This is a genomic window from Microvirga sp. P5_D2, assembly GCF_054049475.1.
The window spans coordinates 1-16,199 of sequence record NZ_JBFUMH010000123.1 but is presented as its reverse complement, the minus strand read 5'-3'; the positions used below and the strand labels follow the sequence as shown (position 1 = coordinate 16,199).

Genomic DNA, 16,199 nt, shown 5'->3' with positions numbered 1-16,199 from the left:
CGCTCTGCTCGCTTCGTCTCTAAGCAATGCGGCGGCCCTTCACGGGCCGCGGCACTTCATTCAGCTGGCGAAAATCTGCTCAACGCTCGCTGCGATTTCGAGCAGCTTTCTGTCATGCCCGTTGCGGCCCATCAGCATGAGGCCGACCGGACGCTGCTGGTCGGGAATCGGAAGAGAGATGCCGGCCAGGTCGAACAGATTTCCAACCATGGTGTTGCGCAGGACGAGCAGATTGGTCTGCCTGTAAAGCTGATCGTCCGCGAGCAGAGGAGCAGTCAGCGGCGCCGTGATGGCGGTTGCCGGGAGGGCAAGAGTATCGATCAATTTCAAGCGCTCATCCATCGCGGCGATCAGAGCATCCCGTTGCCGCATCATGCGAATATAGACAGGCGCAGGCAAGGATGCGCTGAGAGCAATGCGCCCTCGGACACGAGGATCGAAGTCTTGAGCTTTCGAGTCGAGCCAATCCGCATGGATCTCAGCCGCTTCAATCGAAGCGATGGAGGCCGGGGACGTAGCCTTTTCCATATCGGCAATCAGGTCATCAATATTAACATCGATGACCTTAGCCCCGGCCTTCAAAAGACGGCTTACGCTTGCCTCGAAGGCTTGTGCAACCATCGGCTCGGTTTCAGTGAACAGCCGACCGCGTGGCACACCGATCTTAAGGCCATCGATAAGATAGGGAAGGAGTGCCCGCGGCGTCTCGCCGGCCATGACGGCATCGGCATAAGCGCATTCCTGCACGGTGCGTCCAAGTGGTCCGATGGAGTCGAGACTGTAGGACAGCGGGAATGCCCCGTCCGTCGGCACCCGGAGCGCTGTCGGTTTGAACCCAACAATTCCATTTAAAGCTGCCGGAATGCGAACTGAACCGCCTGTGTCGCTCCCGATGGAGATTTCACTCGTACCTTCAGCAACCGAGACACCTGCTCCGGAAGACGATCCTCCAGGAATCCGCTCCGGATCCACCGCATTGCCGGGCGTGCCGTAGTGCGGATTGAGGCCTAGACCGGAGAAGGCGAACTCGACCATATTTGTCTTGCCGAGGATCACCGCGCCCGCCTGTCTCAGCCGGCGCACGACCACCGCATCGCTGGCAGCAGGTGGCGCGTCACGTCGGACAATAGAACCTGCCGTAGTGGTTTCGCCCGCCACATCGAACAGATCCTTAATCGAGACAATCGCTCCATCGAGCGGCCCTAACGAAATGCCAGCCCGCTTGCGGGCGTCAGTAGCGTCGGCAGCGGCGCGGGCTGCATCTTCATAGAGCTTTATGAATACCCGCTCAGTTTCAGTCCTTCCGGCTAAGCGCGCCAGGATACGTTCTAGCTTGTCTCTCGTCGTCTTCATGCCATTCCCAGCTTGGGCGGCTCCGTTTGCCGCCAGTGACTAGCTTTAATACCCGAGGAAAAAGAAGCTGCCAAATTTGCGGCTTCCATGTCAGCTTGGGGGAAAAGAAATTGAGACAAGGAAATGCTGCTTTGATGAAAAGATCTTGGCGATGAGCCAGCTGCAGCGCGCTACCCGTGATCGCTCCCAGGCCCACTGCGCCAGAGATCCCAAGATGTTCTGAATAGTCTGATGTGATGCGCGATCGAGCCGTGGAGAGTGCAATGTATTCATCCATCTCTCGCTATGTACTGCGTGCCGGTGATTATCGCACTGGAGCATCTAAAAGGATTTCACCGTAACGAACACCCGAGCGATGGCAGATGTTGCATACCTTTCCAAGATGACTAAAACTAGCAAGGGTACAAGTGAGTTCGTTAGTTTTGGAAAGCAGCTATGAAGATACCGGCATTGCCATTTACTGTAACAGAGTGGACTAGCATGCCGGCAACTGAACATGCTGGCGAGAGCGGCCACGCAGTCTGGCGGACGTTCAGTGTTGGCGATCTAAGGGTCCGCTTAGTTGAGTATACCCCTGGTTATGTTGCTGATCACTGGTGTGATCGCGGCCATGTTCTCTACGTTCTGGAAGGTGAGCTCGATACTGAATTGCGGGATGGACGCACGTTCAAGCTCAAGCCGGGCATGAGCTACCAAGTGTCTGACCACGGCGATGCCTCTCATCGCTCTTCGACGAGTACCGGAGCGAAGCTATTTATCGTGGACTAGGTACGTGAGGGCGGATCCGCCGCTATGAGAAGATGAGCCTTGCGTGGAGGATCATTGATCCTTCATTGCCCCAATAAATCCCGCGGCGCCCGTGCTTTGAAGTGCCGATGCCAATGACACCATAGCTGGAGCGTGGAAGCCAGACCACGAGTCACGAGTTGCCTGTCCAGCCTCGAACTGTAGCAGTCGTCATATTGTTGAGCTCCCTGTGAGTCTGTTTGAAAGAGCGAGGCAATTCATGATGAGAGAACTACAGCACGATCCTTCATGCAATATGTTACAAAGTTTCCTGTCTCAACGAGATCAGACATAACAAGTCAAAGCATCGGTGGTTTCAGTTCCCCGCAACCAACACCAAAGCCCCCGCGGTGAAAACCGGACGGGGGCTTTTTTGTCGTTCAGAGAGGCCCACACAGATTGCGCGGAGCGGCTTTATGTCTTCGGAGCCGGCTGAGCAGAGAGCGAGGATTCGGGCCAAGTCGCCATGCAGGATGGCCTCGACACCCCCACCCTCTCGTGGGCTGAGTTCGATCTTCTCGATCAATGATCGGATCAGCTCCATCGCCTCATCGCGGTGCTGCGCGTCCTCCATCAACTGCTCCAGCTCCTCGACCTTCTTGCGGTAAACCGCCGCGAGATTCGGGTGTACCGAGATATTGGGCATGTTCGAAGCCGTGTTCATCCGGGACACGAGAGCTGCCTTCTCGCCCTCCAACTCCGACAAGCGAATCTTCATCGACGGTTGGTATGGCCCATCCTCAATTGCGCGCAGGGTGCCCTCGATCTTGCCCTGAATGCCTGCGAGCCTCAACCTCTGCGGTCTTGCCGCTCGCCTCCATGGTCAGCCGGTTCACCTCCTCCTGGTAGGCCCGCATGAGCTCTGCCACCGGCTCCGGGATGAGCAGGTTCTGCTTCAAAGCCTTGAGGATGCGCGCCTCGATGTTCCGACGGCTGATTGTGCGATCATTGGCGCAGGTGTCCTTGGAACCGCGGACGGCGCAGCCGTAGCGATCCTTGGCTATGATCGTGTAGCCTGCACCGCAGCAGTCGCAGGCCAGAAGCCCCTACAAAAGGAAGCGACGACGGTGAGCGTGGTTGAGGGCATTGCCGCTCTCATCCCGGCCCATCGCGAAGGCGGTCGTCTACTGGCGTCGCTTGACCTTGTGTCAGAGCTGATCGTCGCAGATGCGGAACGGCCCTCGCTCCCAGCGCTCGGGCGGGTTGGGCAGCACCATCCTGAACGATGCTGACTTCGCAGCCGCCAGTGAAGTCCCGCTAAGCTCGTCTCGCCGTCTGATCCGCCGGCGCAATAGGCGGGCAATCACAAAGGGCATGCCTTCTTCACCTATGCCACGAACTACCTGATCGGCGCCCGGCACGCGATCATCCTGGATGCGGAGCCCACCTGCGCCATCCGGCAGGATGCTTAGGTCCCTCGTCGTGTAAGCTATGGACTTGAGCTGACAAGAGACCAGATGAACTCACTCATCGTCACTAGCAGGGTCTCATTGAAGCGTGAGGTAATATCCGCGGGCTTCGCTGTCACCGAAGGTGTCAGCTGATCCCCACAATAATCGCACCGGAATTGCGCTTCGAATCCTAGTGAACGCCTAGATAGGATGACTGAACGCGGGGATCGGCAAGCAAGGCCCGACCCGTTCCCTCCAGGGCAACAGCACCGTTTTCGAGAACCCATCCTTGATGTGCAAGATTCAATGCGTTGCTGATGTTCTGTTCTACCAGAAGAATCGCAAGGCCGCCTGCAGCCAGCTGCGCGATGATCCTGAAAATATCCTTCACCACCAGGGGCGCCAAGCCCAAGGACGGCTCGTCCAGAACAAGGAGTTTCGGCTTCGCCATCAAAGCGCGCCCGATGGCGACCATCTGCTGCTGTCCGCCGCTGAGAGAGCCGGCTTTTGCGGTGAGCTTCCCCCGCAGATCTGGGAAAAGATGAAGCGCATTTTCCAGATCGTCGGCGATTGCATTGCGGGACCTGGATAGAAAGGCCCCCAGCAGCAAATTTTCCTTTACGGTCATCGCCGGGAACAGCAAGCGCCCCTCCGGCACTTGAACCAAACCCATCTCGACAATCCGGTGAGGCGCACATCGGCTGATTTGCTCGCCTCTGAAGCGGATCATGCCCTTATTGGGAGACAGCAATCCGGAGAGGCAGCGCAGCGTTGTCGTTTTTCCTGCGCCATTGGCTCCGACCAATGCCGCGACTTCTCCGCCCGACATGTTGAAGCTGATGTCGTGAAGGACAGTGACGTTCCCATAACCTGCTTCAAGGCGTTCGACCGACAGAAGAGGATCAGGCATGCGGTTGCTCTCCCGAGGCAGGTGCTGTTCCAAGGTAGGCTGCGATCACTCTTTCATCCGCGGTAATCTGTTCAGGATTGCCTTCCGCCAGCTTCTGGCCGTGATGGAGGACGACGATCCTGTCGGAAAGAGCCATGATGGCGTGCATCACGTGCTCGATCATCAGGATCGTGACGCCGCTATCCCGAATCCTCTGGATCACGGGCAGCATGGCCTTGCTTTCCGTCGGCGTCAGACCGGACATGACCTCATCCAGCAGCAGGATCTTGGGCTGTGTGGCCAGGGCGCGGGCGACTTCCAGTCGCTTCATTCCAGGCGTCGTCAGTTCGCCTGCGGGTCTGTTCGCCAATCCTTCGATCCCGAGGAATTGAAGAACGTCTCTGGCTCGATCGATGGCATCCTGCTTTCGATTGGCGAAGCGGTATGTGCCGACCATGACATTTTCGAGCACGCTCAACCGAGGGAAAGGCCGTACGAGCTGGAACGTGCGCGCCAATCCCATGCGGTTGAGACGATGAGGGCGCATGCCCGCAATGGCCGTGCCCTCGAAAGTAATGGTCCCCTGGCTCGGCTTCATGAAGCCTGACAGAAGGTTGAACAGGGTCGTCTTGCCGGCGCCATTCGGGCCGATGATGCCTAGGATTTCTCCTTGCTCGACTTCGATGCTGACATCGTTGATGGCGGTCAATCCGCCGAAGCGGCGGACCAGTCCATGGCATGAGAGCAATGTCGTCATGCGCGCCCCCAGCGGCGATGCTTCTCCATCAGTCCCATCAATCCTTGCGGAATGAAGCGGACGAAAATGATGAGGACCGTACCGTAGATCATGAGATCGAGGCCGGAGACGCCTCGGAAGAATGTTTTTGAGATCTCGGCCAGCGGAGTCAGGATAAGCGCTCCCAGGAGCGGGCCCCATACGGTGCCTGAGCCCCCAACGACAGCGCATAACAGCCCCTGGATCGAATAGGTGGACGAGAAGACGATCCCCGGTTCGAGATACAGATAGATCTGCGCATAGACCGCGCCGACTGCCCCTGTGAAGAATGCGCTGAGCGCCATGGCCGCGACCTTGCACCCGAAGACGTTGACGCCGAGGGCTTCCGCCGCGTCCTCATCGTTGCGGATCGCCTGGAGATAGGCACCGAAGCGGCTCACCGAGATGAATTTCACGGTTGCCATGACAACGACCACCATGGCGAGCAGGATGTAGTAGAAGGGAATCTTGTTATCGAAGACCATCTGAGCCGGGTCGGCTCCCCGGTATGGCAATTGCAGCCCCTCGGACCCGCCGAGGGTGACACCGCCGATCTGCTTGAGGTTGATGAAGAGGGCCATCATCATCTGAGCAACGGCGAACATCGCCAAGGCGAAGTAATGTCCGCGCAATCCCGCTCGGAAGGTCGCCACAGCCACCAATACGCCGAAGAGTGTCGCGACGAGCGCGCCAAGGATCATGCCGATCCACGGGGATATTCCAGCATTCACCCAAAGAACAGCGGACGTATATGCGCCGAGGCCGAAGAAGGCGGCATGGCCGAAAGACATCTGTCCCGCCCAGCCACCCAGGATGTCCCATGAGCTTCCCAGATAGGCATACATGAGGAGAACGATGCCGATTTCCAGCAGATAGGCATTGGAGAAGCTTGGGATCGCAAGTGCCACAATCAGGAAGAGGACAGGCACGATGAAACTTCGCCCCTGTGTTCGGCCTAAAGGCATATCCGCTGTCATCGTCGTCATATTTTGCTCCCCAACAAGCCGGTCGGGCGGAAGAGAAGAACGCCAAGGAAGATGCCGAACATCAGAACTTCCTTGAAGGACCCAGGCAGAAAGGCGGCGCCAAGTGAAACCGTCACACCGAGAATGAGGCCTCCAAGAAGGGATCCGGTCATGCTGCCGAGACCGCCTAAGACGACCACGACGAAGGATGCCACGTTGAAAACGTCGCCCACCGTAGGAGAAATGTAGAAGAACGGAGTGACGGCGGCACCAGCGATGCCCACGCATGCGCTCCCGAGAGCAAAAGCAAGGGTGTAGACGTGGCGCACATCGATCCCACATAAAGCAGCCCCGTCCTGCTGCTGAGCCACCGCACGAATGGCGCGGCCAAGCCGCGTTCGCTGAAAGATCAGCAGGAGCAGACCCGTCGCCGCAACGGCGGCCGCGAAGGTGAAGATGCGAGTCAGAGGAATGAATGCCGGTCCGATCTGAATGACATCCTGACCATATGCCGTCTGGATGGTGCGAAAGTCAGGAGAGAAGATGACCTGGGCCGTATTCGTGAGGAGAAGGGACAGTCCCAACGTCACGAGAAACTGATTTTGCAGCGCCTTGCCGCGCATCGGTTCGAGCAGGAAGCGGTAAACAACCGCTCCGAAAATGAACAGGGCAGGACCCGTGATCAAGATGCTGAGATAAGGGTCGATCCCAAACGTCTGGAAGAGCCAAAACGTGAGATACATCCCTGTCATCATCATAGCTCCATGAGCGAAGTTGATGATGTCGAGAACGCCATAGATGATGTTGAGACCCAAGGCGATCAGCCCGTAGACGCCACCCAACAGGATGCCGGCAACCAGGGCTTCTATGAGAAGGTCAGTCATGGTGCATCCTTGGATGGGGCGCGTAGGTCATACGCGTCCCAGAACCCGGGCTAGCCGAATGTCGCCGGAAACTTGGGCTTCTGCTGAGCATATTGCTCCGGAAGCACCACAACCGGCTGTCCCGATTGCACCTGAAGCATGGCGATCCCCGCGTTCTTGTTCTGGCCGATCTCGTTGAACACGATTGGGCCCTGCGGCAGGATATGATCAGTCATGTTTGTCTTCGTCAGTGCCTCGCGGATGGCTTCCTTATCCCTCGATCCGGCACGATCAATTGCATCCGCGAGCACTTTGACAGCGGTGTACGCATAGGCCCCCTGATGGGTGAGAGACAGGCCATCGCTGAATTTGGCGAAACGCTTCAAGAAATCCGGCAGTTTCGGCGAAGCCGGGTTCCAGTGCATGATATTGTTGAAATAGCCTTCTGCGCCGGCCCCCATGTCTTTCGGGAACGTCGGATTTGCATAAGCCGCGCTGCCGACACCGATGACGGCCTTGATCTTCGGTTTGCGTTGCTGGATCAGCTTCGCGATCAGGAGGCCATCGCCATAATAGGTACTCGCCGCGACAATGTCGGCGCCGGATGCGAGGATTTTTGAGACTTCGACACTCAGGTCCGTCGAGGTGGCGGCATAGGCCAGCACCGTCCGCACATCCATGCCGTTTTTCTTGGCTGCGTCCGGGAATGAACGCCCGATGGAGGCGCCAAAGGCAGAATCTTCATGCATGAACGCGATGCTCATGTTCTGCATGCCGGCGCTTTTCATCAGGAGCGCCATATTATCTGCCGATAGTGTGCCGAGATCGGTGGAGGACGGAGCAATCCTGAACGTGTACTTGAAGCCGCGCTGCAGGATTTCATCCGCAACGCCCTCGTCTGCCACATGCGGCGTCCGGTTCTGTTCGGCCACTTGAGTGGTAATGCGCGTCGTCGAGCTTAAGTATGATCCTACGATGCCGACAGCGCCGGCTTGGATCACGCGCTGGGTCTCAAGGCTGGCGACGTCGTTCTTACCTTGGGTATCACCCGTGATGAGACGCAGCTTGGCGCCTCCAAGCGACTTGAGACCTCCTGCCTCGTTGATCTCATCGACGGCCGCCATGCAGCCAGCTGTCGCCACTTTGCCATCCAGGGCAACGAAGCCCGTCACGGGATGGAGATTTGCGATAATGACCTCATCGGCCGCCAGAGCTTGGCGCGAGATAAAGGGCGCCGCGATGGCTGCCCCCGCACCTGCTATCAACGTCCGTCGATCAAGCGTGAATTTGTTCTTCATGATTACTCCTCCGCGTTTGAGATTGGCTTGTTGTGTCCTGGGATGAACGCCGCTTCTCCCAGTTGAGGTGTTAGTTTTACGTGATCTGAGATCACAGATCATATTGTGTTGGATTGAATCAAGTTTGCAAGTGGACCTGTCGGAAATTCTGAGAAAAGGTGGCTTTTCAGGCCCTTGACCGAAGAAGCCGCCCGATGACGGGCATCTTCGTCCTCTATAAGCCCGGAATGGGCCAGTCCGCCGCCAGGATCGAGCCTGTCTCGGATTCCGTGATGAAGATGGTTTTCCTGTCCGGACCGCCGAATGCCAGGTTCGTGATCATTCGTCCGCGGCAGGACGCAATTCTGGCGATCAACTCGCCATACTTGTTATGGACGAAAACGCTGCCCAGCGAGGCATGAGCCACGAACACATTGCTCTCGGAATCGACCGCCATGCCATCGGGGCCGATGGTTCCGAAATACTGAGAGAAGCGCCCGACCTTCATCGTCGTTCCATCCGGGAGCACCGGGAGCCTCCAGATAGAATTGTCCCGTGTCATGGCGACAAAAAGAAATTTCTCATCAGGTGTCAGGACAAGGCCATTGGGGCTTGGCCCATTCGACAATATGCAATCCATCTGCCCGTTGGAACGTAGTCGGAAGACCCGTCCCGTTGGGTCGTGCAACCCGCTTTGCCMTTGATCCGTGAAGTAGATGTCGCCGTTCCTAGCAACGATCAGATCGTTGGGACCTTTCAGGCGCTCACTGCGAAAGCGGGACACGATGGGTGTGATTGCACCGCTTGCAGGATCAAGCGAAAGAATGCCTTGTTTGTAGTCCGAAACCGCAATCATTCCGTCTGCCAAGAGACGGAGACCGTTGGGCTCCCCGTCATACTCGGCAACGACGCYCCAGTCGCCGCCAGGTGTTACGCGAAATATGCGTCCATAAGGAATATCGACGAGGAAGAGATTTCCTTCGGCGTCAAAGCAAGGCCCCTCGATGAGACAGTCGATGGCTGCATCGCCCTGCCAACGACCTCCTGCAACCTCTCCGACCTGGCGCTTCCTCAGGCGGTCCGGGACCTCGGAGAAGACACGTGTCGGAACAATTCTGGGCGGCGTATCAAGATACATTCAGGACTCTACCTTTTGGGCGAGAAGCTTCGAGGCAATCGGAATTGCTGCGCGGCTGGCGCGCAGCAATTCTTTTTACATGGACTCGCCAATCTTACGGATCTTCTCGACGAGTTCCTTCCCGCCGATCTTGTCATAGAACTGAGGATAGATAGTCTCCGCCGCCCGCTGGAACTCCTTGACGTCGGGGCGGGATATAACTTTCCCCTGCTTGAGCCATTCCGCCTCGATCTGCTTGTTGTACTCGGCGTCATCTTTGCGCTCGATCGCCCTCCCCTCGGCTTCGGCCTTGACGATGGCCTCACGCGCAGCTTCCGGCAGACGCTGCCACCAGCGTTCCGAGACCACAAAGGGATAGAGCAGGACGACATGGTCCGTGATCGCGGCATATTTGAGGACTTCGATATGCTTGAACTCAAGTTGTGCCGGCAGGCTGCCGTCGATGCCGTCGATCGTTCCTTGGCTCAGGCCCGTATAGACTTCCGTAATCGACATCGGAACAGGGATCGCACCCAGGGACTTGTAGAGCGCAATGAAGGGTGGAGACTCCATCGTCCGGATTTTCAGGCCCTTGTAATCGTCCGGGCGATTGATAGCGCGGACGCTGTTCGACGTGTTTCGCGTGCCTGTCACCCACCAGCCCAGAACCCGGAAGCCCCGCGCAATCATCTTTTTGTTGAACTCGTCACCGATCTCACCGTCGACGACACGAAATGCGTGTTCCGTGTTCTTGAATAGGAACGGCATGTTGAACAGGTCGGCCTCACTGACGAAGCCGCTCAAGGTTCCGGTTGTGGCGACGGTGGCTTCGATGGTGCCAAGCTGGACCGCCTCGAACAGCTGCCTTTCGCCTTTTCCGAGCGTGTTCTTGTAGATCGATACCTCGACTTGTCCGCTGGTGAGCTCATTGACGCGGCGGGCGAAGTGATCGAGGCCACCGTAAAGGCTTGACCGGGCATCCAGGACGGAAGCAATCCGCATCTGGGCCTTTTGCGCCTGAGCTTGAACCGCTCCTGTCATGAGAGCTGCGGCGCTCGCCAAGGCTAACAGCAAACTGCGTCTTTTCATTTTATCCTCCCATTTCTCACAACTTCATCGATTGCGAGCCTTTGTGATCTCGAGTGATGATAGGTGTCGAGAACGGCGACGGATCGCGGACCGACTGAGCTCGGTAGATTTCCGAGAGAAGCTCGACGATGCCCACGCTCGTCTCTAGCCCAATACCATCGACAGCCAGACGCGCAGTTCCTGACATGCCGTCGATCGCTCCGGCGGAAATTGCGGTCTCGAGCAGGCGCATTTCCATCTCGGCGCTGTGCAAAAGATCCGGGCGCTCCTTGATGGCTGCGAGACAAGCCACGATGCCATAGGCGCCCCAATTCGAAATGACCGCCGGAACAGCCAGATCCGCTGCTGTTTCGTCAGCGACGCCGCCATGGCAAGGGCACTTGCAATCCTTCCCGAAAGGGAGAATTTTCCGCGTTACCTGCGCGATTGGTCCCATCCCGAGCTCATTGCCTCGGTCGCCAACGCCGATCCGAAGCAAGCCTCGCGCTGTTGCCTCCGCGAAGACGGCTTCTCCCTTGGCGCATGTGTCGGTAATGTCGGCACCGCCGACCATATGATAAATGCCCTGCGCATTTGGCCCGGCCTTCTCAATGGAGACGACTGCACTGGCGTGGAGTGTCTCAATCCATGCTGCCGCTTGGGCTCGAGCCTCGGGGCGCGATCGGGAAAGACCTGATATCGCGGCTATCGGATGGTGCCTTCCATCCATTGTCGCCAAATCCGTCTCAGGGACCACATCCAGCCCTGCGTTCATCAGCAGTTCGACCATCATACCCGTGAGTTCCGGCTCGATTGCTACGAGAACACGTGCGGAGAGGCCAAGCGCCAAAGCACGCGCCAGAGCAACCGCTCCCAAGGGACCATCCGTTTCGCCATGGGGATGATGCCCGGGCAGGATGAGGCCTGTCAGGAGGATGACGGTCGCACCCGGACGTACTCTTTCGTTCAGAAGCTCAGCCGCACGCAGGCATAGATGGCTTCCCTGAATCTCGACAGCGCCTGCATAAAGCGGATTGATCACTCCATAGGAGGGCAGATCGATCGTGACGAGTTGGTCGACATTTCGTCCGATCTGCTGAAGGAAAGGGCTGCGCTCCATGGTCATGCCTCAATGCCTCATGCTGTGAGGCAGCCACAGCGACAGTGACGGAAACAGGATCAGGGCCAGCAGGAGCAGTGAGAGGCTCAGAAGATATGGCCATCCTGCGCGCACATATTGCTCAACGCTGATCTTGCCAATCGAGCACGTGACGAACATCGCCAAGCCAACCGGTGGGGCAAGGAGCCCGATTGTCAGGTTCAGACACAGGATCATCCCGAAATGGACCGGGTCGATGCCGAAATTCGCGAGCATCGGAACGAAGATGGGCGTCACCAGAATGAGGACGGCCGTGTCCTCGATGATGCTTCCGAGTGACATGACGAGAATGTTCGTCAGGATCAGGAAAACGATTGGATTGGAGGAAAGCTGGGCCATCAGCATGCCGAGCTGATCCGATGCGCGGAGCAATGCCAGGATGTAATGCACGATGGCCGCCATCGCGATGAGAAGCATGACGCTTCCCAGCACAATGATGGTCTCCCGGCTCGCTTTCAGGATTTGACTGACGGTCAGTGTCCGATGAAAGAGGGTCCCGGTCAGCAGAACGTAGGCAACCGCGATTGCACCAGCCTCTGTCGGAGTGAAAACACCCCAGCGTATCCCGCCTATGATCCCCAGAGGAAGAACGAGATCCACGGCAGCGGCTTTGAGCGCCAGGCCTTTTTCCCGGAACGATGTCGGCTTCAGACGAACACCGTAGTCCTTCCGGACGATGATGACATGGCTGGTGGCCATCAGAATGAGCACCATCATAATGCCCGGTACGACACCTGCCAGAAAGAGCTGGCCGATGGAGACGTTGCCCATTGCGCCATAGATAATGAGGAAGATGCTCGGGGGAATGATCGGCCCGAGCGCGCCGGCGCAAGCACTGAGAACGACGGCGAAATCCCTTTTGTAGCGCTGCTTCTCCAAAGCCGGGATCATGGTGCTGCCGAGCGCGGCCGCATCGGCAGTGCCAGATCCTGAGACGCCCGCGAGAAGCGCTCCTGAGAGGACAACTGCGTGAGCTAGACCACCTCGAAGATGCCCTATGAGAGCCTGCGCAAGTTGAACGAAACGATGGATGACGCCAGCTTCAGCCATCAAGCTTCCTGCCAGCACGAAAAATGGGATTGCCAGGAATGGAAACGAGTTCAGGCCGTCCTGTATTTGCTGAGGGAGGATGATCAGATCGACTTGCTGAGTAACCGTAGCAAATGTGATGGCGGCCAGAAGCATGCCGAAAGCGATTGGAAAACCAAGAGCGATTGCTGTCAAGAACACGCCAAGGAACAGGATCATGGCGCTGMCTTTTTGGTATCGCGCATGCRCATCAGCATATTCCTGAAGATATATAGAGACATGAGTATCGTCGAAGCAGGAACTGCCGCGTAGACGAAACTCATCGGCAGGCCGAGGGCTGGGGAAGTTTGAAAGTGAAAGATCTCAACGAGGCGGATGCCTTGCCAAGCAACGAAGAGCAATGAGCCGATGGTGATGCCATCGATGATGAAGGCCCATATTGGCCCTAGGCGTTCATAGACAAAAGTGAGCCGGAAATGAGCCTGATGCTTGGCGGCGACAGCAGCCGCAAGCAAGGAGGTCCAGATTAACAGGAATCGCGCAAGTTCCTCGGGCCATGGAAGTCCGGAGCCGATCACAAACCTGTCCGCTACCCCCACGAGAGTACTTACCAACATCGCAAATAGCCCGAGAATGGTGACGCCCTCTAAGATCAAATCGATTCTCCCGAGATGCCCAATTTCCAGCTTTGCAACCGAAGGCAGTTCAGTACTCAGCGCTTAAAGATTCGATGTACATATCTGCGATCTGTGATCACAATATAATGCATATTCAAATTTGCAAGTTTTTGTAATGAGGCAGCTCACGTTATATAATTGTAGATGAACTCAATGAGTGGGTGGAGTCGTGAGGCTTGTCCCATCTCATTCTGATCAACCGTACACGCTTGAGTAGGAGCACCATCAGACAGACAACCAGCCTAAAGCCTGCCTCAATGCACCCAATGATCCCGTGAGATCTTTGCTGCTAAGTTTGGCTTCTCTAGCGCGAACGATGGCTTTTTTGGGTTAATGTGTGAAGTTCCGAGCACTTGGTGAAAAGGTCTTGCTGGAATGCTTAAACCACTAGACTTGAACGTCAGAGAGACACCGATCACTATCGCCGAGCAGGTTTAGCGGACGAACGAGGGGCAATATGACAACTCTGGGAGAGTTTTGCTGCCCTTCGCCAAAAGTGGTCGTGCCAGTCAAATTTACTAAACTTTGATTGTCGGTGGTTTCAGGTCCCCGCAACCAAATCTGAGACAAWGCCCCCGACAGGCATACGCCTCGGGGGCTTCTTCGTATCGGGAGCCTGATGAAAGCCCTCCAGTGCCAGCTGCCCGAAGGGCTTTGTGCTTGGAAACAAGGCTTGAACCGCCAAGACTTAAGCCCCATGAAGCGATTCAGAACACGCGCCACACGCGTTCTATGTCTCGATTGTCGCGCCTGTGGCGCAGTTTGAGATAGGGCTCGTCGGCCCGCGCTTGTCGTGAAGAAACATTGTCAGCCCCAGATCCCAATCGTCGAAGCCCTGATTTGGAGGCCGTCCCACATCTCTCCGCGACACCTTCAACTCGCCCTGTCCGTCCCCAAGGTCAAGGAAGAGTGCCCAGCTTCATCATGCAGCTACATTCAAGGAGATTCCGCGAGCTTCTGCGAAAGCGAAGAGAGCAGCCTCGCCGTCGACACGGTGACGTTGATCAATAATCCAACCATTGCCGTCTTGCACGACAATATAGCCCCGTGCATGCAGACGTGAGACAAGTGCCTGAGTATCATTCGTTTCTGTCTTCGTAACACCCCGCTCGACGATGAACCGCTCGATGGCCGCCTGGGTTGCCTGGGCGAGATCAACGGCATCTGAGCGGCTCGTTGCCTTCGCCTTGGCCTGAGCCAAAACGCGTGCAGGATCCCGACGTACGGATTTCCAGCCTCCCCGGCCAGAAATTTGGGCGGGAGCTGAATCTGTCTTCTTTTCGGGACGAGCTGCTACGGGTATCTCCAACACAACGATCTTCGGTGTCGCGGGCGGTGCAGGCAGCCGCGACCGTGTTGCATGGATCGGCTGGTGAACGTACCAAGCCCATCCCATGCCTTTGTTCAAGCGACGCGGATGGACTTCGGGCGACCAAGCTCAAGCATGCGGTTCAAGGCATGAACTGCAATGGCGACTTCAGTGGCGCGCCGCCGGTCCGTCCGCGAGCGCAGCGCATCCCTGATTATTCGTTTAAGCCGGCTGATGGAGGCCTCCACCAGGGCTCGTCGATTGTACCCGGACCTCTGCTGCCAGCCCATGCGTCCATGCTCCGCGATGCTTTGCAGATGTCCGTCGCGCTGGGTCGGGGTGGTCTCTCCATCCTCGCTCAGCACTGCCGTTGATCGTGGTGGAACGATGACTTCAGCATCAGGATGACGCTGGGCGACAATGCCGTAGATGCCCTCCTGATCGTAGGCTCCATCACCGGTGAACGAGCCGAGTGGAGCTGCGATCTGGTCAAGCAAAGGATCAACCTGCGAGCCATCATCGACATCGCTGCCGGTCAGCTCTGAGGCGAGGATCTGTCCAGTCTCCGCATCGATCCCGATATGCAGCTTGCGCCAGGATCGGCGCCTCCGCGTGCCATGCTTCTCGGTCAGCCATTCGCCGGCACCGCACAGACGCAGGCCTGTGCTGTCGACCAGCAGGTGCACCGGTCCACTGGAGCTTGGACATGGCTTTGGGACCTCTAGAGTCTCGGCACGGCGGCTCAGGGTTGAGTGATCCGGCACCGCCAGATCCAACCCCAGGAGTTGGAGGACTGAGCCGATGAGACCCTCGGTTTGGCGCAACGCCAATCGGGACACTGCCCGCAGGGTCAGTGCCGTCCTGATCGCCAGGGCTGAGTAGTGGGGCTGGCCGCCTCGTGTCGTGCGCGGCTCGGCGCGCCAGGCGGCAATCGCTTCGTCAGTGAACCAGACGGTGAGACTTCCCCGCTGGCGCAGGGCAGCATCGTACTGAGCCGAGTTCGTCACTCGGTGCCGCTGCTTCGGAATGCGGTGACGGCGAGCGGCATTGGCTTTGAAGGGCACAGTCGAAATCTTTGGTCGGGAGCCCGAATTGCCCCCCTACGCGACCCAGCTGCGGTTACCAACTCGCTCATCCATGCAACAAGGTGGCCCATATGCATTCAGGCGGCGCCGACCTGCGCGTGCTGCAGGAGCTGCTCGATCATACCGGCATCGAGACCACCCAGATCTACACCCATCTCGACACCTCCCGTCTTCACCAGATGGTCCGAGACCTCCACCCACTCAACGAGGACCAGCAGGACGAGTGCGCGACGGCTGACTGAGATCGAGGCAGCCGTATCACGGCTGCCGCACGGCAGAGGATCAAGCCGATGCCTGCATACGCATGGCGGGGTCGCCCGCCTGATGATTGCACCTGATCCGCTCTCAGAGAGCCAGCCAGGAGCCGTCAGCCTGCTTGCTGGCCCGACGCGTGCGGTTGAGGGCGCTCAGGGTCGGGCCGATGGCCGTCGTCGAAACCCGCAGGCGCTTGGCCAG

17 protein-coding genes and 1 pseudogene are annotated in these 16,199 nt (G+C 57.7%); 4 read left to right on the top strand and 14 right to left on the bottom strand.

The genetic code is table 11. The features are described 5' to 3' along the window. Positions 1-60: 60 nt before the first annotated feature. A complete protein-coding gene (locus ACXJKO_RS22990; protein ID WP_457093396.1) occupies positions 61-1,389 on the bottom strand; it encodes an amidase in 1,329 nt (442 codons plus the stop codon). A gap of 399 nt (positions 1,390-1,788) precedes the next feature. Here ACXJKO_RS22990 and ACXJKO_RS22985 point away from each other — a divergent pair, with 399 nt between their 5' ends. Next, a complete protein-coding gene (locus ACXJKO_RS22985; RefSeq protein ID WP_457093395.1) occupies positions 1,789-2,121 on the top strand; it encodes a DHCW motif cupin fold protein in 333 nt (110 codons plus the stop codon). A gap of 334 nt (positions 2,122-2,455) precedes the next feature. On the opposite strand, the gene ACXJKO_RS22980 is transcribed toward ACXJKO_RS22985, so the two are convergent. Further along, positions 2,456-2,857: a hypothetical protein gene (locus ACXJKO_RS22980; RefSeq protein ID WP_457093394.1), complete on the bottom strand. Its 402-nt coding sequence runs from the start codon at positions 2,855-2,857 to the stop codon at positions 2,456-2,458. 58 nt (positions 2,858-2,915) lie between these two features. Between ACXJKO_RS22980 and ACXJKO_RS22975 the strand changes: the two genes are divergently transcribed. Further along, a complete protein-coding gene (locus ACXJKO_RS22975; protein WP_457093397.1) occupies positions 2,916-3,371 on the top strand; it encodes a hypothetical protein in 456 nt (151 codons plus the stop codon). A gap of 1 nt (position 3,372) precedes the next feature. Further along, positions 3,373-3,542, top strand: a pseudogene (locus ACXJKO_RS22970) (IS5/IS1182 family transposase); the annotation flags it as partial. 178 nt (positions 3,543-3,720) lie between these two features. Here the strand turns inward: ACXJKO_RS22970 and ACXJKO_RS22965 are convergent. The 12 genes from ACXJKO_RS22965 to ACXJKO_RS22910 form a co-directional block, all read right to left on the bottom strand. Continuing rightward, a complete protein-coding gene (locus ACXJKO_RS22965; protein ID WP_457093393.1) occupies positions 3,721-4,440 on the bottom strand; it encodes an ABC transporter ATP-binding protein in 720 nt (239 codons plus the stop codon). Continuing rightward, positions 4,433-5,176 (bottom strand): ABC transporter ATP-binding protein, encoded by a 744-nt coding sequence (locus tag ACXJKO_RS22960; RefSeq protein WP_457093392.1) that lies wholly within the window; start codon positions 5,174-5,176, stop codon positions 4,433-4,435. Before ACXJKO_RS22960 ends, ACXJKO_RS22965 begins: the two co-directional genes overlap by 8 nt. Beyond that, positions 5,173-6,180, bottom strand: coding sequence for a branched-chain amino acid ABC transporter permease (locus ACXJKO_RS22955; RefSeq protein WP_457093391.1), 1,008 nt, complete (start codon positions 6,178-6,180; stop codon positions 5,173-5,175). The genes ACXJKO_RS22960 and ACXJKO_RS22955 overlap by 4 nt, the downstream gene beginning before the upstream one ends. Next, a complete protein-coding gene (locus tag ACXJKO_RS22950) occupies positions 6,177-7,043 on the bottom strand; it encodes a branched-chain amino acid ABC transporter permease (protein WP_457093390.1) in 867 nt (288 codons plus the stop codon). Before ACXJKO_RS22950 ends, ACXJKO_RS22955 begins: the two co-directional genes overlap by 4 nt. Before the next feature lie 50 nt (positions 7,044-7,093). Continuing rightward, positions 7,094-8,320 (bottom strand): ABC transporter substrate-binding protein, encoded by a 1,227-nt coding sequence (locus ACXJKO_RS22945; RefSeq protein ID WP_457093389.1) that lies wholly within the window; start codon positions 8,318-8,320, stop codon positions 7,094-7,096. Positions 8,321-8,534: 214 nt separating this feature from the next. After that, positions 8,535-9,437: an SMP-30/gluconolactonase/LRE family protein gene (locus ACXJKO_RS22940; RefSeq protein WP_457093388.1), complete on the bottom strand. Its 903-nt coding sequence runs from the start codon at positions 9,435-9,437 to the stop codon at positions 8,535-8,537. Positions 9,438-9,512: 75 nt separating this feature from the next. Further along, the gene (locus ACXJKO_RS22935) at positions 9,513-10,505 is read right to left on the bottom strand and encodes a TRAP transporter substrate-binding protein (protein WP_457093387.1); all 993 of its coding nucleotides are present in this window, start codon (positions 10,503-10,505) and stop codon (positions 9,513-9,515) included. A 16-nt stretch (positions 10,506-10,521) separates the two neighbouring features. Beyond that, the gene (locus tag ACXJKO_RS22930) at positions 10,522-11,604 is read right to left on the bottom strand and encodes a glutamate cyclase domain-containing protein (protein WP_457093386.1); all 1,083 of its coding nucleotides are present in this window, start codon (positions 11,602-11,604) and stop codon (positions 10,522-10,524) included. 9 nt (positions 11,605-11,613) lie between these two features. Continuing rightward, a complete protein-coding gene (locus ACXJKO_RS22925; protein WP_457093385.1) occupies positions 11,614-12,891 on the bottom strand; it encodes a TRAP transporter large permease in 1,278 nt (425 codons plus the stop codon). Next, entirely contained in the window at positions 12,888-13,328 is a 441-nt protein-coding gene (locus ACXJKO_RS22920; RefSeq protein ID WP_457093384.1) for a TRAP transporter small permease, read from the bottom strand. Before ACXJKO_RS22920 ends, ACXJKO_RS22925 begins: the two co-directional genes overlap by 4 nt. A 943-nt stretch (positions 13,329-14,271) precedes the next feature. Then, entirely contained in the window at positions 14,272-14,550 is a 279-nt protein-coding gene (locus tag ACXJKO_RS22915; RefSeq protein WP_457093383.1) for a hypothetical protein, read from the bottom strand. A 203-nt stretch (positions 14,551-14,753) separates the two neighbouring features. Then, a complete protein-coding gene (locus tag ACXJKO_RS22910) occupies positions 14,754-15,722 on the bottom strand; it encodes an IS5 family transposase (protein WP_457093382.1) in 969 nt (322 codons plus the stop codon). Positions 15,723-15,814: 92 nt separating this feature from the next. Here ACXJKO_RS22910 and ACXJKO_RS22905 point away from each other — a divergent pair, with 92 nt between their 5' ends. After that, positions 15,815-15,985, top strand: coding sequence for a tyrosine-type recombinase/integrase (locus ACXJKO_RS22905; protein ID WP_457093381.1), 171 nt, complete (start codon positions 15,815-15,817; stop codon positions 15,983-15,985). Positions 15,986-16,199: the final 214 nt, after the last annotated feature.